The organism is Streptomyces sp. NBC_01431, assembly GCF_036231355.1.
Classification (GTDB): Bacteria; Actinomycetota; Actinomycetes; order Streptomycetales; family Streptomycetaceae; genus Streptomyces.
In genome coordinates this window covers 21,757-40,826 of sequence record NZ_CP109497.1, presented here as the reverse complement: position 1 = coordinate 40,826, position 19,070 = coordinate 21,757, and the positions used below count along the sequence as shown (strand labels likewise).

General features: G+C 68.8%; 14 protein-coding genes and 6 pseudogenes. 7 read left to right on the top strand and 13 right to left on the bottom strand.

The annotated features are described in order from the left end of the window. Positions 1–59: 59 nt before the first annotated feature. From OG522_RS37600 to OG522_RS37590, 3 genes are all read left to right on the top strand, one after another. On the top strand, positions 60–1,106 hold the full coding sequence (locus OG522_RS37600; RefSeq protein ID WP_329467936.1) for a PhlD: 1,047 nt from the start codon (positions 60–62) through the stop codon (positions 1,104–1,106). 293 nt (positions 1,107–1,399) lie between these two features. Continuing rightward, a complete protein-coding gene (locus OG522_RS37595; RefSeq protein ID WP_329467935.1) occupies positions 1,400–2,893 on the top strand; it encodes a hypothetical protein in 1,494 nt (497 codons plus the stop codon). A 143-nt stretch (positions 2,894–3,036) separates the two neighbouring features. Next, a complete protein-coding gene (locus tag OG522_RS37590; protein WP_329467934.1) occupies positions 3,037–3,255 on the top strand; it encodes a hypothetical protein in 219 nt (72 codons plus the stop codon). A gap of 685 nt (positions 3,256–3,940) precedes the next feature. Here OG522_RS37590 and OG522_RS37580 read toward each other — a convergent pair. From OG522_RS37580 to OG522_RS37555, 6 genes and pseudogenes are all read right to left on the bottom strand, one after another. Continuing rightward, positions 3,941–5,467, bottom strand: a complete 1,527-nt coding sequence (locus OG522_RS37580) for a hypothetical protein (RefSeq protein WP_329467933.1) — start codon at positions 5,465–5,467, stop codon at positions 3,941–3,943. Between the two features lie 74 nt (positions 5,468–5,541). Further along, positions 5,542–6,337 (bottom strand): annotated as a pseudogene (locus OG522_RS37575) (IS5 family transposase). A gap of 44 nt (positions 6,338–6,381) precedes the next feature. Continuing rightward, entirely contained in the window at positions 6,382–6,987 is a 606-nt protein-coding gene (locus OG522_RS37570; RefSeq protein ID WP_329467932.1) for a phosphatase PAP2 family protein, read from the bottom strand. A gap of 32 nt (positions 6,988–7,019) precedes the next feature. Further along, positions 7,020–7,319: pseudogene (locus OG522_RS37565) on the bottom strand (transposase family protein); the annotation flags it as partial. Between the two features lie 400 nt (positions 7,320–7,719). Continuing rightward, positions 7,720–10,527: a hypothetical protein gene (locus OG522_RS37560; RefSeq protein ID WP_329467931.1), complete on the bottom strand. Its 2,808-nt coding sequence runs from the start codon at positions 10,525–10,527 to the stop codon at positions 7,720–7,722. Further along, a complete protein-coding gene (locus tag OG522_RS37555) occupies positions 10,524–11,018 on the bottom strand; it encodes a hypothetical protein (protein ID WP_329467930.1) in 495 nt (164 codons plus the stop codon). Before OG522_RS37555 ends, OG522_RS37560 begins: the two co-directional genes overlap by 4 nt. A gap of 524 nt (positions 11,019–11,542) precedes the next feature. Between OG522_RS37555 and OG522_RS37550 the strand changes: the two are divergent. Further along, a pseudogene (locus tag OG522_RS37550) lies at positions 11,543–12,203 on the top strand (transposase family protein); the annotation flags it as partial. A 116-nt stretch (positions 12,204–12,319) separates the two neighbouring features. Here OG522_RS37550 and OG522_RS37545 read toward each other — a convergent pair. Both OG522_RS37545 and OG522_RS37540 read right to left on the bottom strand, forming a co-directional pair. Next, positions 12,320–12,907, bottom strand: coding sequence for a hypothetical protein (locus OG522_RS37545; RefSeq protein WP_329467929.1), 588 nt, complete (start codon positions 12,905–12,907; stop codon positions 12,320–12,322). After that, complete coding sequence (locus tag OG522_RS37540) at positions 12,904–13,182, bottom strand: SHOCT domain-containing protein (RefSeq protein WP_329468612.1); 279 nt, start codon at positions 13,180–13,182, stop codon at positions 12,904–12,906. Before OG522_RS37540 ends, OG522_RS37545 begins: the two co-directional genes overlap by 4 nt. Positions 13,183–13,431: 249 nt before the next feature. On the opposite strand from OG522_RS37540, the pseudogene OG522_RS37535 reads away from it, so the two are divergent. Then, positions 13,432–14,705, top strand: a pseudogene (locus OG522_RS37535) (APC family permease). Between the two features lie 15 nt (positions 14,706–14,720). Here the strand turns inward: OG522_RS37535 and OG522_RS37530 are convergent. Next, a pseudogene (locus tag OG522_RS37530) lies at positions 14,721–14,999 on the bottom strand (PadR family transcriptional regulator). Here OG522_RS37530 and OG522_RS37525 point away from each other — a divergent pair. Continuing rightward, positions 14,995–15,275, top strand: a pseudogene (locus OG522_RS37525) (IS630 family transposase); the annotation flags it as partial. The pseudogenes OG522_RS37530 and OG522_RS37525 overlap by 5 nt on opposite strands. A 135-nt stretch (positions 15,276–15,410) precedes the next feature. Here the strand turns inward: OG522_RS37525 and OG522_RS37520 are convergent. Next, positions 15,411–15,587: a hypothetical protein gene (locus OG522_RS37520; protein WP_329467927.1), complete on the bottom strand. Its 177-nt coding sequence runs from the start codon at positions 15,585–15,587 to the stop codon at positions 15,411–15,413. Between the two features lie 439 nt (positions 15,588–16,026). Then, positions 16,027–16,347 (bottom strand): hypothetical protein, encoded by a 321-nt coding sequence (locus tag OG522_RS37515; protein ID WP_329467926.1) that lies wholly within the window; start codon positions 16,345–16,347, stop codon positions 16,027–16,029. Positions 16,348–16,746: 399 nt separating this feature from the next. Here OG522_RS37515 and OG522_RS37510 point away from each other — a divergent pair, with 399 nt between their 5' ends. Then, on the top strand, positions 16,747–17,088 hold the full coding sequence (locus tag OG522_RS37510) for a hypothetical protein (RefSeq protein ID WP_329467924.1): 342 nt from the start codon (positions 16,747–16,749) through the stop codon (positions 17,086–17,088). 114 nt (positions 17,089–17,202) lie between these two features. On the opposite strand, the gene OG522_RS37505 is transcribed toward OG522_RS37510, so the two are convergent. After that, entirely contained in the window at positions 17,203–17,436 is a 234-nt protein-coding gene (locus tag OG522_RS37505; RefSeq protein WP_329467923.1) for a hypothetical protein, read from the bottom strand. A 924-nt stretch (positions 17,437–18,360) separates the two neighbouring features. Then, positions 18,361–19,068, bottom strand: a complete 708-nt coding sequence (locus tag OG522_RS37495) for a response regulator transcription factor (RefSeq protein ID WP_329467922.1) — start codon at positions 19,066–19,068, stop codon at positions 18,361–18,363. Positions 19,069–19,070 lie beyond the last annotated feature (2 nt).

Here is a 19,070-nt window from a genome sequence, read left to right as displayed (position 1 = left end):
ATAGGGCTGAATTGCCGTTAGGTTGACCGGGCAAAGAGGACCACAGGCCGAGGAGCAGCATGCAGCCCAGCTACGTATCGCGCCCCACCATTTTCCTCCCTGAGCACAAGATCAGCACCGATGAGATCATCAGCGACATCGAAGCCCACCACCCCAACCACCCCCGGCTGCGCGCCATACGGCGCGTCATCGAGAACACGAGCGTGACCAGCAGGCGCTTCACCCGCCCCTTGGAATCGGACGTCATTTCAGGCACCGCACCCTTGGAGGCACGCGTGAAAGCGGCCTTCTTCGATGCCTTGGAAATGGCAGAACGCGCGGCCCGCCAAACGCTCGACGCCCATGGGCTGACACCCGCCGACATCGACGCCGTCATCACCAGCCACTCCACCTCATGGGGAGTGCCGCAGCTGGACATCCAACTCATACGGGTCCTCGGCATGAAACCGACAACACGCCCCCAGTCCCAAACGACACTGGCCTGCGCCGGCGGCACCCAATCCCTGATCCGTGCCGCAGAGGCCACGGCGTCTCTACCCCGTGGCGCCAAAGTCCTTGTCGTCGTCTCGGAGGTCATCAGCAGCGTCTACAACCATGCTGACGACAGCATCGAATCCATGGTCTACAAGGCACTGTTCGGTGATTCCGCCGGCGCCTGCATCGTCTCGGACACCCCGCTGGGGCCGGGCCTGCGCATCGAGGACACCTGGCAGTTCGTCCTGCCGAACAGCATCGACCGCTACACCGGCCGTATGGATGCCACCGGGCTGCACTTCGACAGCACAAAGGAAGCCCCCAAGGCCGCGGCAGAAGTCATGGGCCCTCTCCTCGACTGGCTCGGCCCCTGGCGCCCCACCGCGCCCGTCATCCACCCGGGCGCCCCAGGAATCATCAACGACGTATCCGCGAGCCTCGGTCTGGGCCCGCAAGCAGCCAAGCACTCGCGGAACAGCCTGGCAGAGAACGGAAATCTGGGCGGCGTAGCCGTACTTGACGTCCTCCGCCGGACCCACGACGACCCTCCAGCCTCCGAAGACGGATCACTCGTGTTGGCGTTCGGCCCGGGGTTCTCGGCGGTCGCCTGCCGAGGGACCTGGCTCAACTGACCATCCTTCTCGTGGGATCAATTGAGTGCCTTTCCTGCCCTGCCCCAAGGCACCGCAGTGGCCAACCGCGGACGAGCGTGAGCGGCCCGCGTCAGGGAATGCTGTGGCCCCGCGCGCTCCGTCGGCCACTGTGGCGCAGGCACTCGACGCCGAAGGCCATCGTCCCTGGTAACCGTCCCTTCTCGGTCAACACGCGTGGTGATCCGGGCAAGAGGGCGACGTGTCACGCCTCCCGGTCGGTCTCGTGATCTGGTCTGGGCCACTATTGATCCGGGGCGATGAGGAGCGTTGGTATGGGTGTGAGCAGCAGTTATCTGTCCCGGGCGGACGTCCAACAGATGTTGGGCATCAACGCGTTCGGGCTGTGGCGCCTGGAGCGGAAGTACGACGACTTTCCACAGCCGACGGTACCGCACGGCTCCTTCCGTAACACCGAGGAGGTCTGGGACGGCACGGAGGTCTATCGATGGGCCGCCGATACACCGGAGTTCGCCCATCGCGGCGCCGTGCTCCTGCGTCCACGTCCCGAGCACCTGGACTGCGGCAGCTGGGCCGGGTACACAGACACGGTGCGGGGACCTGCTCTGGACTGGCACACCGTGCTCGGAACGGTCCGCATCGTGTACGCGGATGACCGCAAGGCCGCCACCGAAGTCGCCTCCGCCGTGGCCGCGACGGGGAAGCCGGACCAAGTGGTCACCGTCTGCGCGCTGTACGGGGACATCGGCTTCACCGGCCCGGCCCTGATCGCCTCGGACACTGCGCACCCAGCCATCGAATACGAAGCCGAGTGGGGCGACGTCGCCGCCCTTGCCGGTCAGGCCCTGCCCTGGTGGCCCAACCTGCTGCGCCTCCCACGGCTGATCCGTACATGGCAGCCCGGCACCCCGGCAGCCATCGCCGACGTGCCGCCCAACGACAACGAGAAGATCCTGCGCCAAGCAGCACACAACGAAGTCTTCGACACTGTCGCCCGCGCGGCCGTGACGGACATGGCCAACCACATCCGCAACAACCGGATCAACCGAGCAGAGCAGGAGAACAAGGTCTTCGGCACGCGGAGGTTCGGCGCGCAGCCCCATCCCGTGGTCATCGCTGCGAAACCCGACACGGCCGGCCACCCCCTGCCGTGCGAAGGCGACCGCCAGGCCTTGAAGGCTGGCTGGTACGAGCTCGCCCGCAGCAACCATCCGGACGCCGTCGCCGCGCTGGAAGTAGCCGTCGGCCACGACCCGGAACTGCTGGAGTTCGGGGCGGTCACCGAAGTACCCGTACAACCCGGCACAATCACCGAACAGTGGGCCCGACGGCTCGCACCATGCGACCCGAGCGCCGCGCATGCCGTGCTCGCCCACGGAGACCCGGTAAACGCCTTCTTCACCGACCCGCTCACCGACATGCCCGCCCTGCGCACCGCCGGTGATGGCGGCAGCCCAGTGTGGCGGTTCTACGCCCCACCGGCCCTGCCAGCCAGCGGCGCGGAACTCGCCACCATCGTCCTGGAGCACACAGTGTGGATCACCACCAGCGACGGCCAGGTCCATCCCGCGCCCTGCACACCGGCCGAACACCTGTGGTGGGGCGACGGCCGAGGCGACCGGCCCACCGAGGTCGCCACGGTCATCGACACGCTCCTGGACGACCTCGGAGCCACCGTCAGCCTGCGCGAACACTGGAAGGCGCCCCACGGCCTGACCGCGCTGTTCAACGAGGAACACGAGCACGGAACCGAACTCACCCGCAGCACCCTGCTCGTTGCCCGCATGGCTTCGCCCCGTACGCGCTGAGCCCTGGAGTGCCCCGGCGCGGGCCTCCCCGAGGCCAGCGCCGGCGGTCATGCCAGGGCTGCTGCAGGCTGCGGCGGAGCACTCCGCCGTGGGCGTCCGGGCGCTGATTTGAGTACGGGTCCATGGTGGGACTCTATGGATGAGTGGCATGCATCCGCGCTACCGGACGCACTGGTCGGCGCGGGCGTCTTGCACAGGCGGCGGAGCTGCTGCGCCTGTCCTGCTACTGCTGCAAGTTCTCCACCGTGGCGGTGATGCACTCCTTGCTCGCAGTGGAGATCGCGCTGTGCGACCGCATCCCGGACGCGGGCAAGGAGCCACTGCACGGGCTGATCACGAAGGCGTCGCTGATGGGATCCTGACGGGCCGGCAGGCGGAGTGCCTTGGCTACGGCCGACGGATCCGCAACGGCATGGCGCACGGCCAGATCATGCACGGGGTGCCGTCGGCCATGGCGGTGCCGATGGTGACCACCTTGTTCGCGATCGTCTCCGAGCTCTGTGCCGTGCCCGCCTGACGATCACCACTCGGCAACACCGCCCGTCCCAACCACGCGAATGCTCCGGGTACCACTCTCCCGGTCCGTACCGATCGCCCCCGTCTCGGCAACTGGGTGAGCCGGCCGACCCTCCCCGTTGTGCCGTCCGCCATCGCCGCCGCCATTCAAACCGCTCTCTCGAAAGGCTGGGCGCCGCCCGAGCACCCGGCGCGCCCTTCTTCCGGACGAGTCGCGGGGCCAGCACCGTTGCGGGGAGCTGGCCAACCAAAGAACTCCGTCCTTTCTGGCGGCCGCCTGCCGAGACGAGAAGTCCGCGTCATTTAGAGGCCGCGGGGACAGGGGTGCCGTCATGGTCGGTGGTTCGGGCGTTCGTCCCAGTGGTGAGTCGTCCATGTCTGCCAGATCAGACTACGCACGGTGATGAGTGTGTCTGCGAGGTCGGTCGAAGAATGCGTCGATGACGGCCCCAGCTGCTGCCAGACAAGCCAACCACCTGGCCCGAGGCGCCCATTGCTTCCTGGCGTATCGCCCGCCCGCCGTGCTCGTCCTCAGTTGACCTCCCGCACTCTCGCAGCGGTCCGCTCGGCGAGCTCGCGGATGCCGTTCGCGGCGTTCTCCGAGAGCTCGCCGAGTATGGCGTCGGCGGCCATGAGGAGGGCACGGGCCTCCTCGGGGTGGCCCGCGTCGGCCAGGGCGAGGGTGAGCTGGTAGTGCTCCTCGGCAATGAAGCGGCCGAGGTTGACCTGCTGCCAGCAGCGCAGTGAGTCGTCGCCCGGGGTGACCAGAGCGACGCGTATGGCGGCCAGGCTGTCCGCCGCCTGCGGCAGCCGACCCGCCTTCCGCTGCAGGCGGGCCAGGGTGTGCCGGGCCGAGGCCCGGTCCCATGCCGTCTCCTGAAGGGCGGCGTACAGACGCTGGGCGCGCAGCGCCTGGGGAAGGTCGCCGAGTTCCTCGAAGTCCCGGGCGAGCCCGCTCAGCGGAGCCGTGGCCAGATTACGGGGCGCCTCGGGGCGGCGGAGCCTGCTCTCGTCCATGAAGATGTTGTCCAGTTCGCGGATCAGCGCCGCCCGCGCGAGATCCCTCATACCCTGATCCCGCGCCAGATCGGTCCATGTGGAGACCGGCTCGTCCGACGGGTCCGTCCCGAACATCGACTCGTCGAGAGCCCGTGCCCACTGTCGCAACTCGTCCGCGCTTGCACCCGGTTCCGGCATACCGTCCAGGCCGCACGCCGTGTCGAAGTCCGTCTCCCGGACCTCAAGCAGCAGCGGCAGATCTCCAATGTCCCCGCGCAGCCCCACCAGAACGGCCGCGAGCCGCAGTTCGTCCGTCATCGATGACCGTGTCTCGTGCCACAGCAGATGCCGCAGCAGCTCCAGATCGCCCTTGGCGCGGTCGAACTGCGCGGCCCGCAGGGTGATCCGGCGCCGCACCGGGTCCTCGGCGACTTCTCGCCATGCCCTGCGGTCGCCTTCCCGCAGCCGGGCGAGATCGGCGCGGCCCGCCGCGAGCACTGGCTCCCACAGCGGGGGACCGGCCGGGCCTATCCGGTCGTACGCACACCCCTCATCCGCGTTGAGGAGTAGGAAGTCCGGCTCGGTGCGCAACAGCGCGGCACGCAGCCTGCGCACCAGCTCGACCGGGGAGCGTTTCGGGAAGCCCAGCGCCGCTCGGAGCTCGGCTCGCTCCTCGTCGATTCCGTAGTACTCACGGATCTCGTCCTCGGTCTCCGCGACGCACGCCAGGACCTTCTCCTCGCCGTCGTCTGGCGACAGGTGTGTGTAGTCGCGCCAGCCGGGCAGGCCGATCACGAGCTCCAGGGTCTCGTCGACACTGGAGCCGATGATCCCTGCGGCGCCCTCCGAGTCGGCGTAGAGCACCGAGCCGTCCGCGCACACGAAGTACGTACCTCCGGTATCGTCCCCGGCTACCGTCTCCAGCGGCCCGCCCGTGGCGAGGTGGACCTCCTCGACATGGCCGTGGGCAGCGCGGTCCAGGTCGAAGTCGAAGGGGAAGGCGGCCAGTTCCGCCAGGCGGCGGTCCTGCCGCAGCAGCCGTAGCGCGTGATCGGTCATGTCACAGAAAGTAACACCGTCCACTGACAACGGACTCGCGGCCTCTGTAGGAGGTCGTGCGGATAGAGGTGCGGTCATGGTCGACGCTTCGGGCGTTCGCCCCAGCGGTGGGTCGTCCATGCCTGCCGGATCAGAGTACGCACGGCGATGATCGTGTCGGAGACGTCGAAGGATGAGTCGATGACGGTGGTGCGCCGCTCGTAGCAGCGGGCGAGGCGGTAGAAGGCGTTCTGCCAGGCGTGGGTACGCTCGACGTGCCAACGTCAACTGGCCTGGATGGTTGTTTTCTCACCTTCATGTGCAAAACATCCGCATAGGTCGCGTTCTCTGAGCAGCGTGCGGGTTTTGTACGAGTCGTAGCCGGCGTCCAGGTGCACGGTGATGTCGTCGGGCAACGGCTCCAGGTCATCCAGGCGGTCCGAGGTCGGGGGTGAGCAACGGGGAAGCGTGGCGGTTGGCACCGGCCGGGACACGGCCCAGTGGAATGCCGTACCCGTCCGTCATGCTCAAGCGTTTCAGGCCCTGCTTGCCGCGGTCGACCGGTGAGCGACCGGGCAACCTCGCCACCTCCGGGAGCCCTGGTGATGGAGCCATCCACGGCGATCTGGTCGAGGATGAGGCCGACGAGCCGGTCGTAGGAGTCCAGCGCGATCCGCTTGAGCCGGGCGAAGACGCCTAGTCGGATCCACTCGTCGCGGCGGCTGCGGATCGTCGTGGCCAAGCAGGCCGTGTCGGCGATCGCCTCGTAAGAACAGCCGAAGCGCAGCAGTTGCAGGAGCTTGTCGAAGATGATCCGGTCGCTGATGCGTCGGCGGTGGCAGCCAAGTGGAGGTCCGGGTGGAACTCAGGCCGCTCGGAAAGCAGTGCCACGAATTGGTTCCAGAGCGGTTCGCCGGGCCGACGGGAAGCTCAGGTCAGCGCATGAGGCCGAAGACGCAGCCGGCGGTGACGGCACCCAGTGCGGTACCGACCAGGACCTGGGCCAGGGTGTGGTCGCGCAGTCTGACGCGGGACCACCCCACCAGGGCGACGAGCGGGTACGCGGCGAGCGCCCAGGGCCCGTACATGAGGGTGGCCACCACGACAGCGCCGGAGGAGACCGCTGTGTGCACGGAGACCTTCCACGCGGTGGTGATAGCCAGGACTGCGACGAGGGAGGCGAGCATGGCCGCAACGAGCGCGGTCACTTCGTTCGGGGCGTTGCAGACGAGCAGAAGGGTGATGCAGACCGCGACCGAGACCATGATGCCGGGGATGACCAGCAGGCGGTCTTGGCGGCGCCGGATATGGCGGTCGCCCCAGTGGCCGCGGCGTTCGCCCCACTTGATGAACAGGATCGGGATGATGCCGCAGAACAGGGCGGCGACGAACCCCCATCCCACTCCGGCGAGGCGGTCGGCGTGCCAGCCCGTGAGCAGGGTGATGGCGGTGATCCAGTTTTTGGGTTCGAGGCCGTCAGTGCCCAGCCGGGCCAGGGGGGAAGCAGCGGCCGTCTCGGGGGCGGGCAGGGAGTGAGTCATGACGGCTCCGGGGCGATGGTGGTGAACTGATTTCATCTTGCCGCTGACGTGGCCAGATGCAGGGTGAGGATCCTCGGCAATGAAGCGGCAGAGGTTGACCTGCTGCCAGCAGCGCAGTGAGTCGTCGCTTTGACGAGGTCGGTGATCCGGTTGGTGCTGCACCGGATCTTCCGGAGCACGCGCCAGGTCTTCAAGGTGGCCATGGCCTGCTCTCCGACGCGTCGGATCTTGGCGGGGGTGGTGTTGTAGCGCCGCTGCCACCGCTTGAGCTTTCGGCCGGGGACCGGGACCCGGACGTGCCGCCCCGCGCCTTGGTAGGCGCGGTCCGCGTATCTATCGACGACGGGTAGGCAAGCACGCGAAGCTCCCGGCGGACACGGGTGATCTTGGTTGAGAACCCATCTGCCAGGAGCTTCGTCGTTGTGCCGAGGTGTCCAACTCGCGGTCAGCGACTAGAGGTCGAAAGGGATCATAGGTTGCCGCTCCCACTGGGAGCGCCCACTAGCAGTAGGCAGAGCGGAAGCCCTTACCCGAACAGCCTCCGATCGACGAGGAGCCACCAGTCATGAACCGGACACGGAGGTGAACCTGCGCCCCCTTGCCCCGCCCAGCAGCGCGGTCGCTCCCACATTGCACATCAGTCCGAGGTTACTTGGGCCGTCGGCCACTTCCACACCCTCTAGGCGCCGATGCGCCACACCAGACGCTGGGGCCCGATGCTGACAGCAGGTTCTAGGGCTGGTGCAGGAGGAGGCGCCGGATTCGAGCGGCCTCACCGGGTCGGTCTTCGGCGGACAGTTGCTCCGCAAGAGAGGTGCCGACGTCGTGGTACGTCATCCCTCTGTCCAGTGGTGCGTGCCCGCGCCGCATGAGGTCCGTGGACCGGTCGAAGAGCTCGACGGCCTCTTCGAGGAGGTCACTGTCCATGGCCCGGACGTAGACGGCGAGGAACAGGGCGGAGATGTGGTAGGCGAAGGCTGCCGGGTCGGTGTTCGTCAACTTCTCGTAGAGCTCGACGGTTTCATGGGTGGCGGCGACCGCCTCCGCGTGCCTCTCCGCCGCTTCTTCAGGTCTGCCTTCGTTGTTCGACGCTATGGCCAGACCGAGCAAGGTGGCGACCTTCATGCTCAACGCCTCGCCCAGCGTGTACAACTCGACGCCCGGCTGTCGTGCGTTGACGCGGCGAAGGATCGCCACGCCCTCGTGAACCGCCGTCAGGCTCTCTTCCGGGCGTTGCTGCATGACCAGGCGCCCGGCGAGTCCGATCAACCCGTCCGCCAATGAACGTTCGTAGGCCGCGGGGTTGGCTCGGGCGAGGTCCCGGTACAGGTCGACGGCCTCCTGCGCGGTGGGCACCGCCTCCGGGCTCCCGACGGCTTCGAGGGATCGTGCGAGCTGCTGCAACTCGACGGCGAGCTGCTGCGCGTTGCCGGACGGGTTCTTGGCCGCGAGCCGACGGCGCACCGCCACGCTCTCGCGGGCCAGCGCGAGCGACTCTCGGGGACGCCCGGTGTGCTGGTAGCACACGCCGAGCGCTGCCAGCGACGCCGCGAAGTCCGAGTCATGAGCGTGGGCGTCGGAGACCGCGAGGTCCCGGTAGACGCCCACGCATTCCTCCAGCACCACCGCCGCGTCCGCCGCGTGTCCGGCCTGAAACAGATCCCGCCCGTGACCCAGCAGACCACTGGCCAAGTCCGGTATGAACATGCGGTCCTCGCCGGCCAGTTCGCGCTTCAGCGCCACCGCTTCCTCAGTCGCGGCTCGCGCCTCTGCTCGTCGGCCGGTGATGTCCAGCCGCTTGGCGTAGGTGTTCAGCCCCATGGCGAGATTGGCCTCGACAATCCGGCGTTCAGGGGTGCGACGCATGCTCGTGGCCGCTTCCCTCAGCTCGCTGACGCTGGTCGCCGCCTCGGCCAGGGCTTCCTCGAACCGGCCGGCGTGTGTCAGGCGCACCCCGTGCTCGTGCCGGGTCACGGCCCGGTCGTTGAGGTTGCGGGCACGCGCCAGCCGGTGCGGGAGCAGCCGGGTGCTCACCGCGGCGATACCGGGGTCCAGGTCGGGGGTCGGCTGTTGGTGCGACGGGAAGAACATCGCGATGGCTTCGAGAAGGTCCGCGTCGATGTCTTCGAGTTCCGCCAGAGCGGCCAGTGTGGCGCTGCCTCCGATCACGGCGAGTTGCGGAACACCGGCGAGCAGCGGGAAGAGGTGGAGGGGGCCCACGTGGGGCCAGCGCACTGCTGCGGCGGCCAGGAAGACCACCGCACGGGCCATCCAGTCCCCCTCGATGGGGCTGCCGACGACGTCGGCCTCACGGAGCAGTGCGTTGACGGTCTCGCCGGCCCACTGCTGTCCCGGGTAGTCGGCCTGATGTCCGGCGAGGGTCAGGGCGAGGAAGTCCTCACAGAGCCGGTCCGGGTACAAGGGTTCCAGTACAGTCCCGCGGTCGGGTTCCGCGGCGGGGTAGCACACGGCGTGGTCGGTGAGCAGCTGCCCGGCCGGAACGTGGACGGTGAGCGGATCGATGGCCGCACGGCCCACCTCGGGGGTCACCGCTCCGGTGAGCGCCGCGGTGAAGACCGTGCGGTTCATGACGTCGGGAGGGGTACGGAAGGCGGTTGCATGCGGGGAGATCACGTGGTCGGGATCCCCGTGCAGACGTGCCCAGTGCAGGTGCTCACGGTCCAGGAGGTACGTGGACAGACCGGCGAGGTCATCGGGTGGCCGTACGCCGTGGACGGCCGCGTCGACGGCGACGAGAGCGGCCATGTGCACGGCCAGCGTCAGGCCGAACTCGGCCTCGCCGAGCTGGGCCGGAGCGGTGATCCCGGCTGCGGCGGCACCGTAGCGGGCGGCGAAGCTGTCTCGGGCCACGGTGAACATCTGGGCGCGCGGGGAGCCGGCGGCGCCCTCGTCGTCGGACAGCGGAGCCAGGCGCTGGGCCGATGTGCGCGCACCCTGGTTGACCAGGGCGGCACGCACTCCGGGCCACAGATCGTCACCCCGGGCCAGCAGCAACACCCTGGCGCTGCGCCCCCGGTCGCTGTGCAACAGGGCGTTGCTGAAGAGCCACAGCAGGTGCGACAGGGGCCATCGGTCGGCGTAGTCGACGATCAGCAGCACGCCCGCCTCTCCTGCGTCGGCGAGATCCTGGCTGCCGGGCGGGGGCAACACGCTCCCCGGGCCGTGGGTCGCCGTCACGACCTGCCAGCCGTCCCGCACGGACGCCTGCGCGAAGCGCTCGGCCAGCCGGGTCTTGCCCTGTCCGCCCGGCCCATGGAGCCATCGCACGGCGAGCGCGCCCTCCTCGTCCCGCCACGCCTGTAGCGAGGACAGTTCGGTGGCACGCCCGGTGAACTCCACCACTCGGAAGCGGGCGTTGAGCATGCGGCTGGGCACTTCCCGCAAGAACGCGTCCTCCGGAGTCACGATGGGCTGCCAACGCTGAAGGAGATACACGGGGACGCCGTCCCCGAACACATGGATGTCCGCACCGACGACCCCGTAGGCGAAACCGTTCTCGGCATGTACGGACTGGTTCACGAGTCCGACTCATCTCGCTCTGCACGGCGACCCGACGCAGGCGGGTTCGGCACGCCGTGGTGGTGTACGTGCACGCTGGCACCCGGCCCCAGAGCTCCATACGCCGAACCGCCGTCCCTGGCCACCACACTCTGATTCCAGCGGGGTTGAGCATCCCGGAGCTGTCGGCCGACTTCCTCGCTCAGGGCACGCAGCTCATCGACGGCATCAGGGCTGGCATGCAGCAGGCTCTCCAACAGCCACTGCCACCTTCGCTGCAACTCCTGACGGGCGCCCTCCGGGTCGGCGGCGTCGCGCAGTTGGGCGGCGCTCGCCTCCAACTCGAGGTAGACCTGGCTCCGTTCCGGATCCTCCTGAGCCCCGGCACCCCCACTGTGCCGACGGAAGACCGCCACGACACGATCGCGCGCAGACTCCCACGCGGTGGTCGCCATGGCCGTCACGATCGTGCTTGCTCCGGTCAGGGCGAGCGAGGACAAGGAATCCGACACGACAGACCTCCCCCGTGCGCGCCAACGTGACGCTCACCTCCGACCGATCGTACGCATCACCGTTCCCACGCGCAGCGGATCGGCTTGTGTGCGAGAGCGGCGCGACGTGTATGAGGGTCCACGCCGAGTCGAGCGTGCGCAACGGCGCAATCCGCGCCCGAGTCTGCCATCGACGCCGAGGCAGGCCTCAAGGATGAGACGTTCCCAGCTCTCGACCACTGCAGCGGCCCACTGGTCGCCTCCCGACTGGCCGGCGTTCCTTGTCGACGACGACCTTCTGTTCGTGGACGGGCGGAGGTTGCATACAACTGCGGTGGCCAGCGAGTGCGTTGCGGCCGAGACCGACGGAGAAGCGCCCGGAACCATCACCCTGTGGGAAGTACGCACGTATGAGCCCTTTCAACCTGATGTCGTTGACCGCGAGTTGGACTCCTCTGCACAACGACGAAGCTCCTGGTAGATGGGTTCTCGATCAAGATCACCCGTGTCCGCCAGGGGCTTCGCGTGCTTGTCCACCGTCGTCGATAGATCTGTCCAACCACACCCTGCGGTACCTGAGCAGACAACTCACCGCCCGGCAACGGGAGATCGGAAGGCGGTGGCGGCGCCTTTCGGTGGGCTGTCAGACTCTGTTCGCCCTGGCCCACCTGCGATGTGGAGACTCCTACGCCCAACTCGCCGCCGGGTTCGGCAGCGGGACCGCCACCGCCTACCGCTACATCCGCCAGGCGATCGATGTCCTGGCCAGCTTCGCGCCCTCCCTTCGCCGGGGGACGGACATCGTCCGGCGCAAGGCACTGGTCATCCTCGACGGCACCCTGCTCCCCATCGATCGCATCGACAGCCGACCGCGCGTACTACTCCGGAAAAGCCAGACGGCACGGCATGAACATCCAGGTCCTCACCGACCCGCACGGCCGTTTGCTGTGGGCCTCGACCGCTCTGCCCGGGGCGACACACGACCTGACCGCCGCCCGCATCCACGGCATCATCGATGCCCTCGCCACCACCTGCTACGCAGACCGCGCCTACCAAGGCGCGGGGCGGCACGTCCGGGTCCCGGTCCGCGGCCGAAAGCTCAGGCGGTGGCAGCGGCGCTACAACACCACCCACGCCAAGATCCGATGCGTCGGAGAGCAGGCCATGGCCACCTTGAAGACCTGGCGCGTGCTCCGGAAGATCCGGTTTGCGAGAGGTTGCGAGAACGAAGATCAGGGACAAACCGGACATGGTCCGGCGGGGTCTCAGGTCTCTCGGAACTACTCATTTCTGAGAACTGCCGCCCGTGCTGCCGGACCCTGTTACCCGCTTACGTCGAGTTCGGTGTGCATCCCGGCGAGGTAGTGGCCGGGAAGGTTGCAGACCAGTTCGTAGCGCCCGGGACGCAGCGTCAGCGTGGTCCATCCCATGGCGCCGGGGGCGATGCCGTGTCCCTCGCCCGGCCCGCAGATGCGGGACGCCTCACCGAGGCTGCCCGCCTCGCTGACCTTTCCGTCGGGACCGGTGAGGCGCTCCCCGATTCCCTGGCCCGAGGGCAGCGGGAGCACGACCACCTCGTGCACCGTGGTACCGGTGTTCACCACCCGCAGCGACACCACACCGGCCGAGACAGTGGCCGGGCGGGTGACAAGGCGCATCATGCGCATGCCGTGCCTGCCGGGAGTGCCGCCCATCATGCCCGGCCCCATGTCGCCCACGGTCACGTCCACCACCTTGCCCGGCAGTGCGGGTGCGCTGCAGCGCACGCCCTCGGCCCGCCATACCGCGGGAGCCACATGGCGAAAGGCGCCGGTGCCTGCCAGCAGCATGGTGGTCGCGATGCCCAGCACTAGCGCGGCGACCGCCCCCGCGATGATCAGCCAGGGGCCGCGCCGACGGTCCGCGTTCACCGGTGCTCCCGCAGTAGCGCGAGCCGTCGTTTGTACTCGGCTTCCTCGATTTCCCCGCGGGCGAACCGCTCGGCGAGCAGATCCTCGGCCCGCGTGCTTCCCCATCCCTGCTCATCGGAGGAGAGGGGCCGTGCGGACTGGCGGTCGTGGTGGGCGCCGCTGAGGTAGCGGACGAGCGCAACAATTCCGGCGATCACCAGCGCCCAGAACAGCACCATGAACATGGCAATGATGAACCAGCCGCCCCAGCCCCAGCCGCCGTCGTACCACATCATGACGATCACCTCTCGGGTGTAAGCCCCTCCTGGTTTCCATCGTGCGCCGGAGTGCCTCGGCGCGCAGGAGCAGCCTGGCCCACCTCCGAGGGCCGAACGGCTCCTTCCTTCCCGGCCGCCGGGCTGAACCCGCCGACCGCACCAGGCGTGCATCCGCGGCCCGGGGTGCGGCCGGCGGTCGGGCAGGCTCACATAGCGTCTCCTACGGAGTTCGTAATGTCTGCGGCTGTGCCGCCGAGGGAGTGGGCCATGAGCAAGCCACCGACCGCCGCCGGGCTGCCGGACGAGCTTCAGCGGCGGCTAGGGGTGTCCGACGCCGTGGTGATCGGCCTGGGGTCGATGATCGGCGCGGGCATCTTCGCCGCTCTGGCTCCGGCCGCGCACGCCGCCGGGTCCGGGCTGCTGATCGGCCTGGCGCTGGCCGCCGTGGTCGCCTTCTGCAACGCCACCTCGTCGGCCCGGCTCGCGGCCCGCTACCCGGCCTCCGGCGGCACTTACGTCTACGGCCGCGAACGCCTCGGCGACTTCTGGGGCTATCTGGCCGGGTGGTCCTTCGTGGTCGGCAAGACCGCCTCCTGCGCGGCGATGGCGCTCACGGTCGGCTCGTACGTCTGGCCGGGCCAGGCGCACGTGGTCGCGGTGGCCGCGGTGGTGGCGCTGACCGTGGTGAACTACGCCGGGGTGCGGAAGTCCGCGCTCCTGACCCGGGTGATCGTGGCCGTGGTCCTGGCGGTACTCGCCGCGGTGGTGGTCGCCTCCCTCACCTCCGCCACGGCGGACGCGGCTCGCCTCGACGTCGGCGCGGACGCCACGGCCGGCGGGGTGCTCCAGGCGGCGGGCCTGCTGTTCTTCGCGTTCGCCGGGTATGCGCGGATCGCCACCCTCGGCGAGGAGGTCCGCGACCCCGCGCGCACCATCCCCCGGGCCATCCCGCTCGCGCTGGGCATCACGCTGGTCGTCTACGCCGTCGTCGCCGTCGCGGTGCTGACGGTTCTCGGCCCGCATGGGCTGGCGCAGGCTGCGGCCCCGCTGTCGGATGCCGTCCGGGCGGCGGGCGTGGGCCGGCTGGCCCCCGTCGTGCGGGCGGGCGCCGCCGTGGCCGCGCTCGGCTCGCTGCTCGCGCTGATTCTCGGGGTCTCCCGCACTACCCTGGCCATGGCCCGAGACCGGCACCTGCCGCACGCCCTGGCTGCCGTCCACCCCCGGTTCAAGGTGCCGCACCGCGCCGAGCTGCTGGTGGGCGCCGTGGTCGCGGTGCTCGCCGCGACGGCGGACGTGCGCGGGGCGATCGGGTTCTCCTCCTTCGGTGTCCTGGCGTACTACGCCGTCGCCAACGCCTCCGCCTGGACGCTCACCGAAGACGAGGGACGGCCCAACCGGCTGATCCCGGCCGTGGGGCTGGCCGGATGCCTGGTGCTGGCCTTCGCCCTGCCCGTGTCCTCGGTGGTCTCGGGGGCCGCAGTGCTGGCCTTCGGCGCCGCCGCCTTCGGCGCCGCCGCGCCGTGACCGCGCGCAGGGCGTAACCCGCGCGGCTGCCGCTACGGGGCGTCGCCGCCGAGGACTTCGCGGGCCAGCTCCTTAAGGGCCCTGCGGTCCTCGGCCAGGGCCTGCTGCCCGGCCTTCGTCGCCGTATAGACGCGACGGGTGCGGCCGTCGACCACCCGCTGCTCGGAGACCAGCAGCCCGTCGGTCTCCAGCCGGTGCGGTGTCGGGTACAGGGTGCCGGGGCTGATCTGGTAGCCGTGGCGCCAGTTCCTCGGTCATCCACGCGCGTGGATCTCCTCCTGGGCCGCGTGGTGCAGGATGTGCAGCCGCACCGCGCCCCGCTCCCGCCGCCGGACTTCCGTCGCAGCACTGTGCTGCTACAAACCCGGCGAGAAGAGCCGTCTCATGCTCGGGCCCCGCGCGCCCATCTCCTCCTCAAGGGCGCACGCAAGAGCTTCTCCTGGAAGGACTACCGCGATCTGCTGGGATCAGACGGCCTCGACCGCAAACTCCGCCGTGAGTTACGCAGGATCCAGCACCGGCCCCACCTGATCGACGGCTGCCTCACCACCACAGGCATTACCATCAACCCACCGACCCCACCCTGAAAACCTCAGTAACTGACTGACGGTACCCCCGGCCGCTGACAACTCCGGGCCAACTCGGTGGTGGCGAACAAGACGTCCGCAGCCTCCTGAAACAGCCTGGGCCAACGGCCTGTTGGAGTCGGCCGGGTGCCACGATCAGTCTTCTGAGGCGAGATGGCGCTGTTCGTCGGCGCGCACACGCCGTTGTTCGTGGTCGCGGCGGATCTGCTGGATGACGCAGTGCGGTGCGCCGACGGCGAGAACCACGAGTGCGGCGTCCATTGCCTGGGCGATGGCCTGTGCCGCTGTGGCCTGAGGTTCGGGGTCCGTCATCTGATTACGGTGCCCTGCGGCTCGCACGACTGCGGGGGTCTGTAAAGCGAGCGGCTCTGGCGCACATCCGGTGGTAACGGACTGTATCCGTAAGCGCGGAGAGTGAAGTCAGCTTCCTGACCTGGGGATTCGTTTCCAATGACCTTGGAGTTGAACTCCCGCGTTCGGCGATTGTGCGGCTCCCTCCAGCGCGGCGGCCGTTCCCACGGAAGGAGCACTTCAGCCTCCGGACCTGCGGCTCCAGGGCCAACGGAACTACCCTCCGCAGCCATCACAGTCCGTTACCACCGGATGTGAGACAGGGCCGGTGAGCGTACAGACCCGGACCCCGAAGGCCGGAGGCCCCATTGCGGAGCCACGAAATCGGTAACGGGGGGGCGCAGCCCATGTCTGCGCCCCCTGACGCCCGGAGGCCCGCACATCAGATGATCCAGATGTGTCAGCCGTAGGCCTCGACCCACATGTCGAGGGCTCCGCCACCGCCGGCCGAGCAGTTCAGGACCGAGGCCCACTCCTGGCCCATGGAACGGCCGCCCTCCGATCCCTCCAGGCCCGTGTGAACGCCATCGACGTTGGCACAGCTGCCGTGGACCTTCCAGCGGCCGTTGCCGCTGTCGCACCAGCCGATGCCGTTTCCGTTGTTGTCGGTCCAGGCGTGGCAGTTGGACGCCGCACTGGCCGACGGCGCGGCAAAGAGCATCGCTCCCGCCACCATGGCCAGCGCGGCGGTCGCGGTTCCTGCGAAACGCAGACGTGACATGACAACTCCCGTTTTGTCTCGTGTGTTTCCACTCGGCCGTACGCACGCCGCTGCTCAACAGGCGGCCAGGGGCGAGGGGTGGACCGCTGGTGGTCGGCCAGCGCTCCGCACAAACCGTATGCAGGTGAGTGCCCGACGAGCGTCAGCCAGACCCTCCCGCACATCGTCCCGACCTCGTCCCAACCCCTGACCTGCGACTTGGGACGTCCCGCCCGGCCGAAGTCGGGACGGTCGAGCTCGAGCCACCCTGAGGCAGCGGTCTCGCAGGCATACGTGACGGTTCTGACGGTTCTGGAGAGACCATCCGCCATCGGGTGACTCGGGCCTCGGCGGGGAAGCGGTGCCGGAGCCAGTCGGCCGGTGACTGCTATCCGGTGCGTGATGCGTCCCGTGTGGAGGATGGTCAGCCCACGTCGCGCTGTCTGCTCGGCCGTCCGCCCTGCCGTGGACAAGCTCCGCGACGAAGTACTTCGCGGGCGACCAGCGTTGTGGATCCGCTGGCACGGAGCGCTGCGCTCCGAGCTCCCGGCCGGTGTGGCCCGCCTGCACCTGCCCACGCGGGCCAGCAAGTCGCCCCAGCGGTACTCCCTGGCCCCGGTGGCCGGCACCGAGGCGATCACCCTCGGCCAAGTCGTCACCTCCGAGGGGCGAGCGGATGCTCTGCGGCGGGACCGGCAGCGGATCACGGACGAGAACGTGCTGCCCGCCGCCAGGAACCGGGCCCCACCCTGCTCCTGGTGATCGGCGCGCTGCTGGGGCGGGGAAGCCATCTCTTCCAGGAGGCCGAAGGCTGTGTCGGGCCGGCAGGCCGTGCACGGCGCGACCCGCTGTCGCAGGACGTCGTCGATAGGTCTGTCAGTACCGGATCTGGTACTTGTTGTTGTGGTTGGGGTCGCAAGGCGTGGTGTACATGGCGCCGTTGCCGTTGCCGTCCAGGCACCAGCCCGTTTCACGGTTCACCAGCTGGAAGCCGTTGCCGACCGACACTTCCTTCCACTGCTCGTAGTAGTTGATGGGGTCGCTGCACGATTCCAGGTATGTTTGGCCGATGTTGGAGTCGGCGGGCGCCCAGTAGGCGGTGAGACACACGCCGGTTTTATGCACCTTCTCCGCCCAGTACTCGCCGGTCTGGTTCTCCAGCCCGCTCTGAGTGTCGTCCCACGGGGGCCGTGCGCGCCGCTACCCGACGGACATGTCCGATGCGGAGTGGGCGGTGGTGAGGCCGCTGCTGCCGGTGCCGGGTTGGCCGCGCGGGCGGGGTGGGCAGCCGGAGGCATACTGCCACCGCGCGATGCTGGACCAATGCCACGAAGTTAAGGATTCGGTGGCGGCGTCAAGGTGTCGGGGAGGGGGAGCTTGTAGGTGCTCGGCGCGGTGCGGATGAGTCGGCCGTTGCGGGCTCAGTAGCAGATCTGTGCGGTGAGGCTGCTCAGGGGGTGCCCCGCGGCGGGGAGTCCAAGATGGCGGGCGATCTCCCGGGCGTGCATGGCCTCATGGCGTGGTTGGAGTTCGCGGCCAGGATCCGACAGACCTGGCCCAGCGTCCGGAGAGGGTCGGGCTCGAGTCCTGTGCGCTTGGCACGGTTGGTGGGGTGCACGGTGATCTCGATGGAGGTGATCCTGGTGCTTCGGCACACCCGCAGACGTCGAGCAACTGCACCGCCGCATCACGATCCTGGAGCAGCAGGTGGTAGGTCTCACCGCCCAGCTCGACGAGCGTAGCCAGGACCTCGAAAGCCGCACGCGCGGCCAACCGAGAGCTGATGACGAGGCTGAACACGCGGTCGCAGCCAGCCGATCTGGTGCACCAGGCCGGGCGCTGCTGACCACCCCCGCTGAAGTCATCGAGGGTGGTCGGAGCCAGCTCCAGTGGCTCCGACCACCCTCTCTGCAGCGCGGGTCAGCTCACCGCAGCGGCCTGCCTGCCCAAGTCGAGGGTTTCGGCCGCCAGGTGACGCCGGTACTCATGAGCCTGCTTGAGGTCCGCGCGCAAGGGACATCAGCCACTCACTTCTCACCGGCCTTCAGTCCCCGAGTAGCCCGCCGACGATGACGTGCCGCTCGGGGGCCGGCTAACGTTGTTCAGCAGCCCGCGCTCGAGAGCTACGACCACCGCATGGGTGCGGTCTCTGACATCGAGCTTGGCGAAGACCCGCAGCAGATGGGTCTTCACCGTGGCCTCTGCGATGACCAGCCGCCGGCCGATCTCGACGTTGGACAGCCCGTCGGCGACCGCGCTCAGTACGTCTACCTCCCGCGCGGTCAGAGCCACCGGAGCGGGCTGCCGCATGCGGGCAACCAACCGCTCCGCGACCCTCGGGGCTAGGACGGTCTCGCCGCGAGAGGCGGATCGGATGGCTTCGACGAGCTGGTCGCGCGTGGTGTCCTTGAGTAGGTAGCCGATCGCGCCAGCCTCGACTGCCCGCTCGATCTCGGCGTCGGTGTCATACGTGGTCAGGATCAGCACGCGGCTACCAGGGTGGCGCCTGACGATCTCAGCGGTGGCACTCGCGCCGTCGAGGACCGGCATCCGCAGATCGATCAGTGCCACGTCCGGCTTCAGGAGTTCGACGAGTTCGACGGCCGCACGGCCGTCGCCGCCCTCGCCGACGATGTCGATGGTGGGTTCCGAGGCCAGCAGGGCGACGACTCCGGCGCGCATGACCGTGTGGTCGTCGACCACGATGATGCGGAGTTCGGCCGGCTCTGTTCGGGCTGTCATGT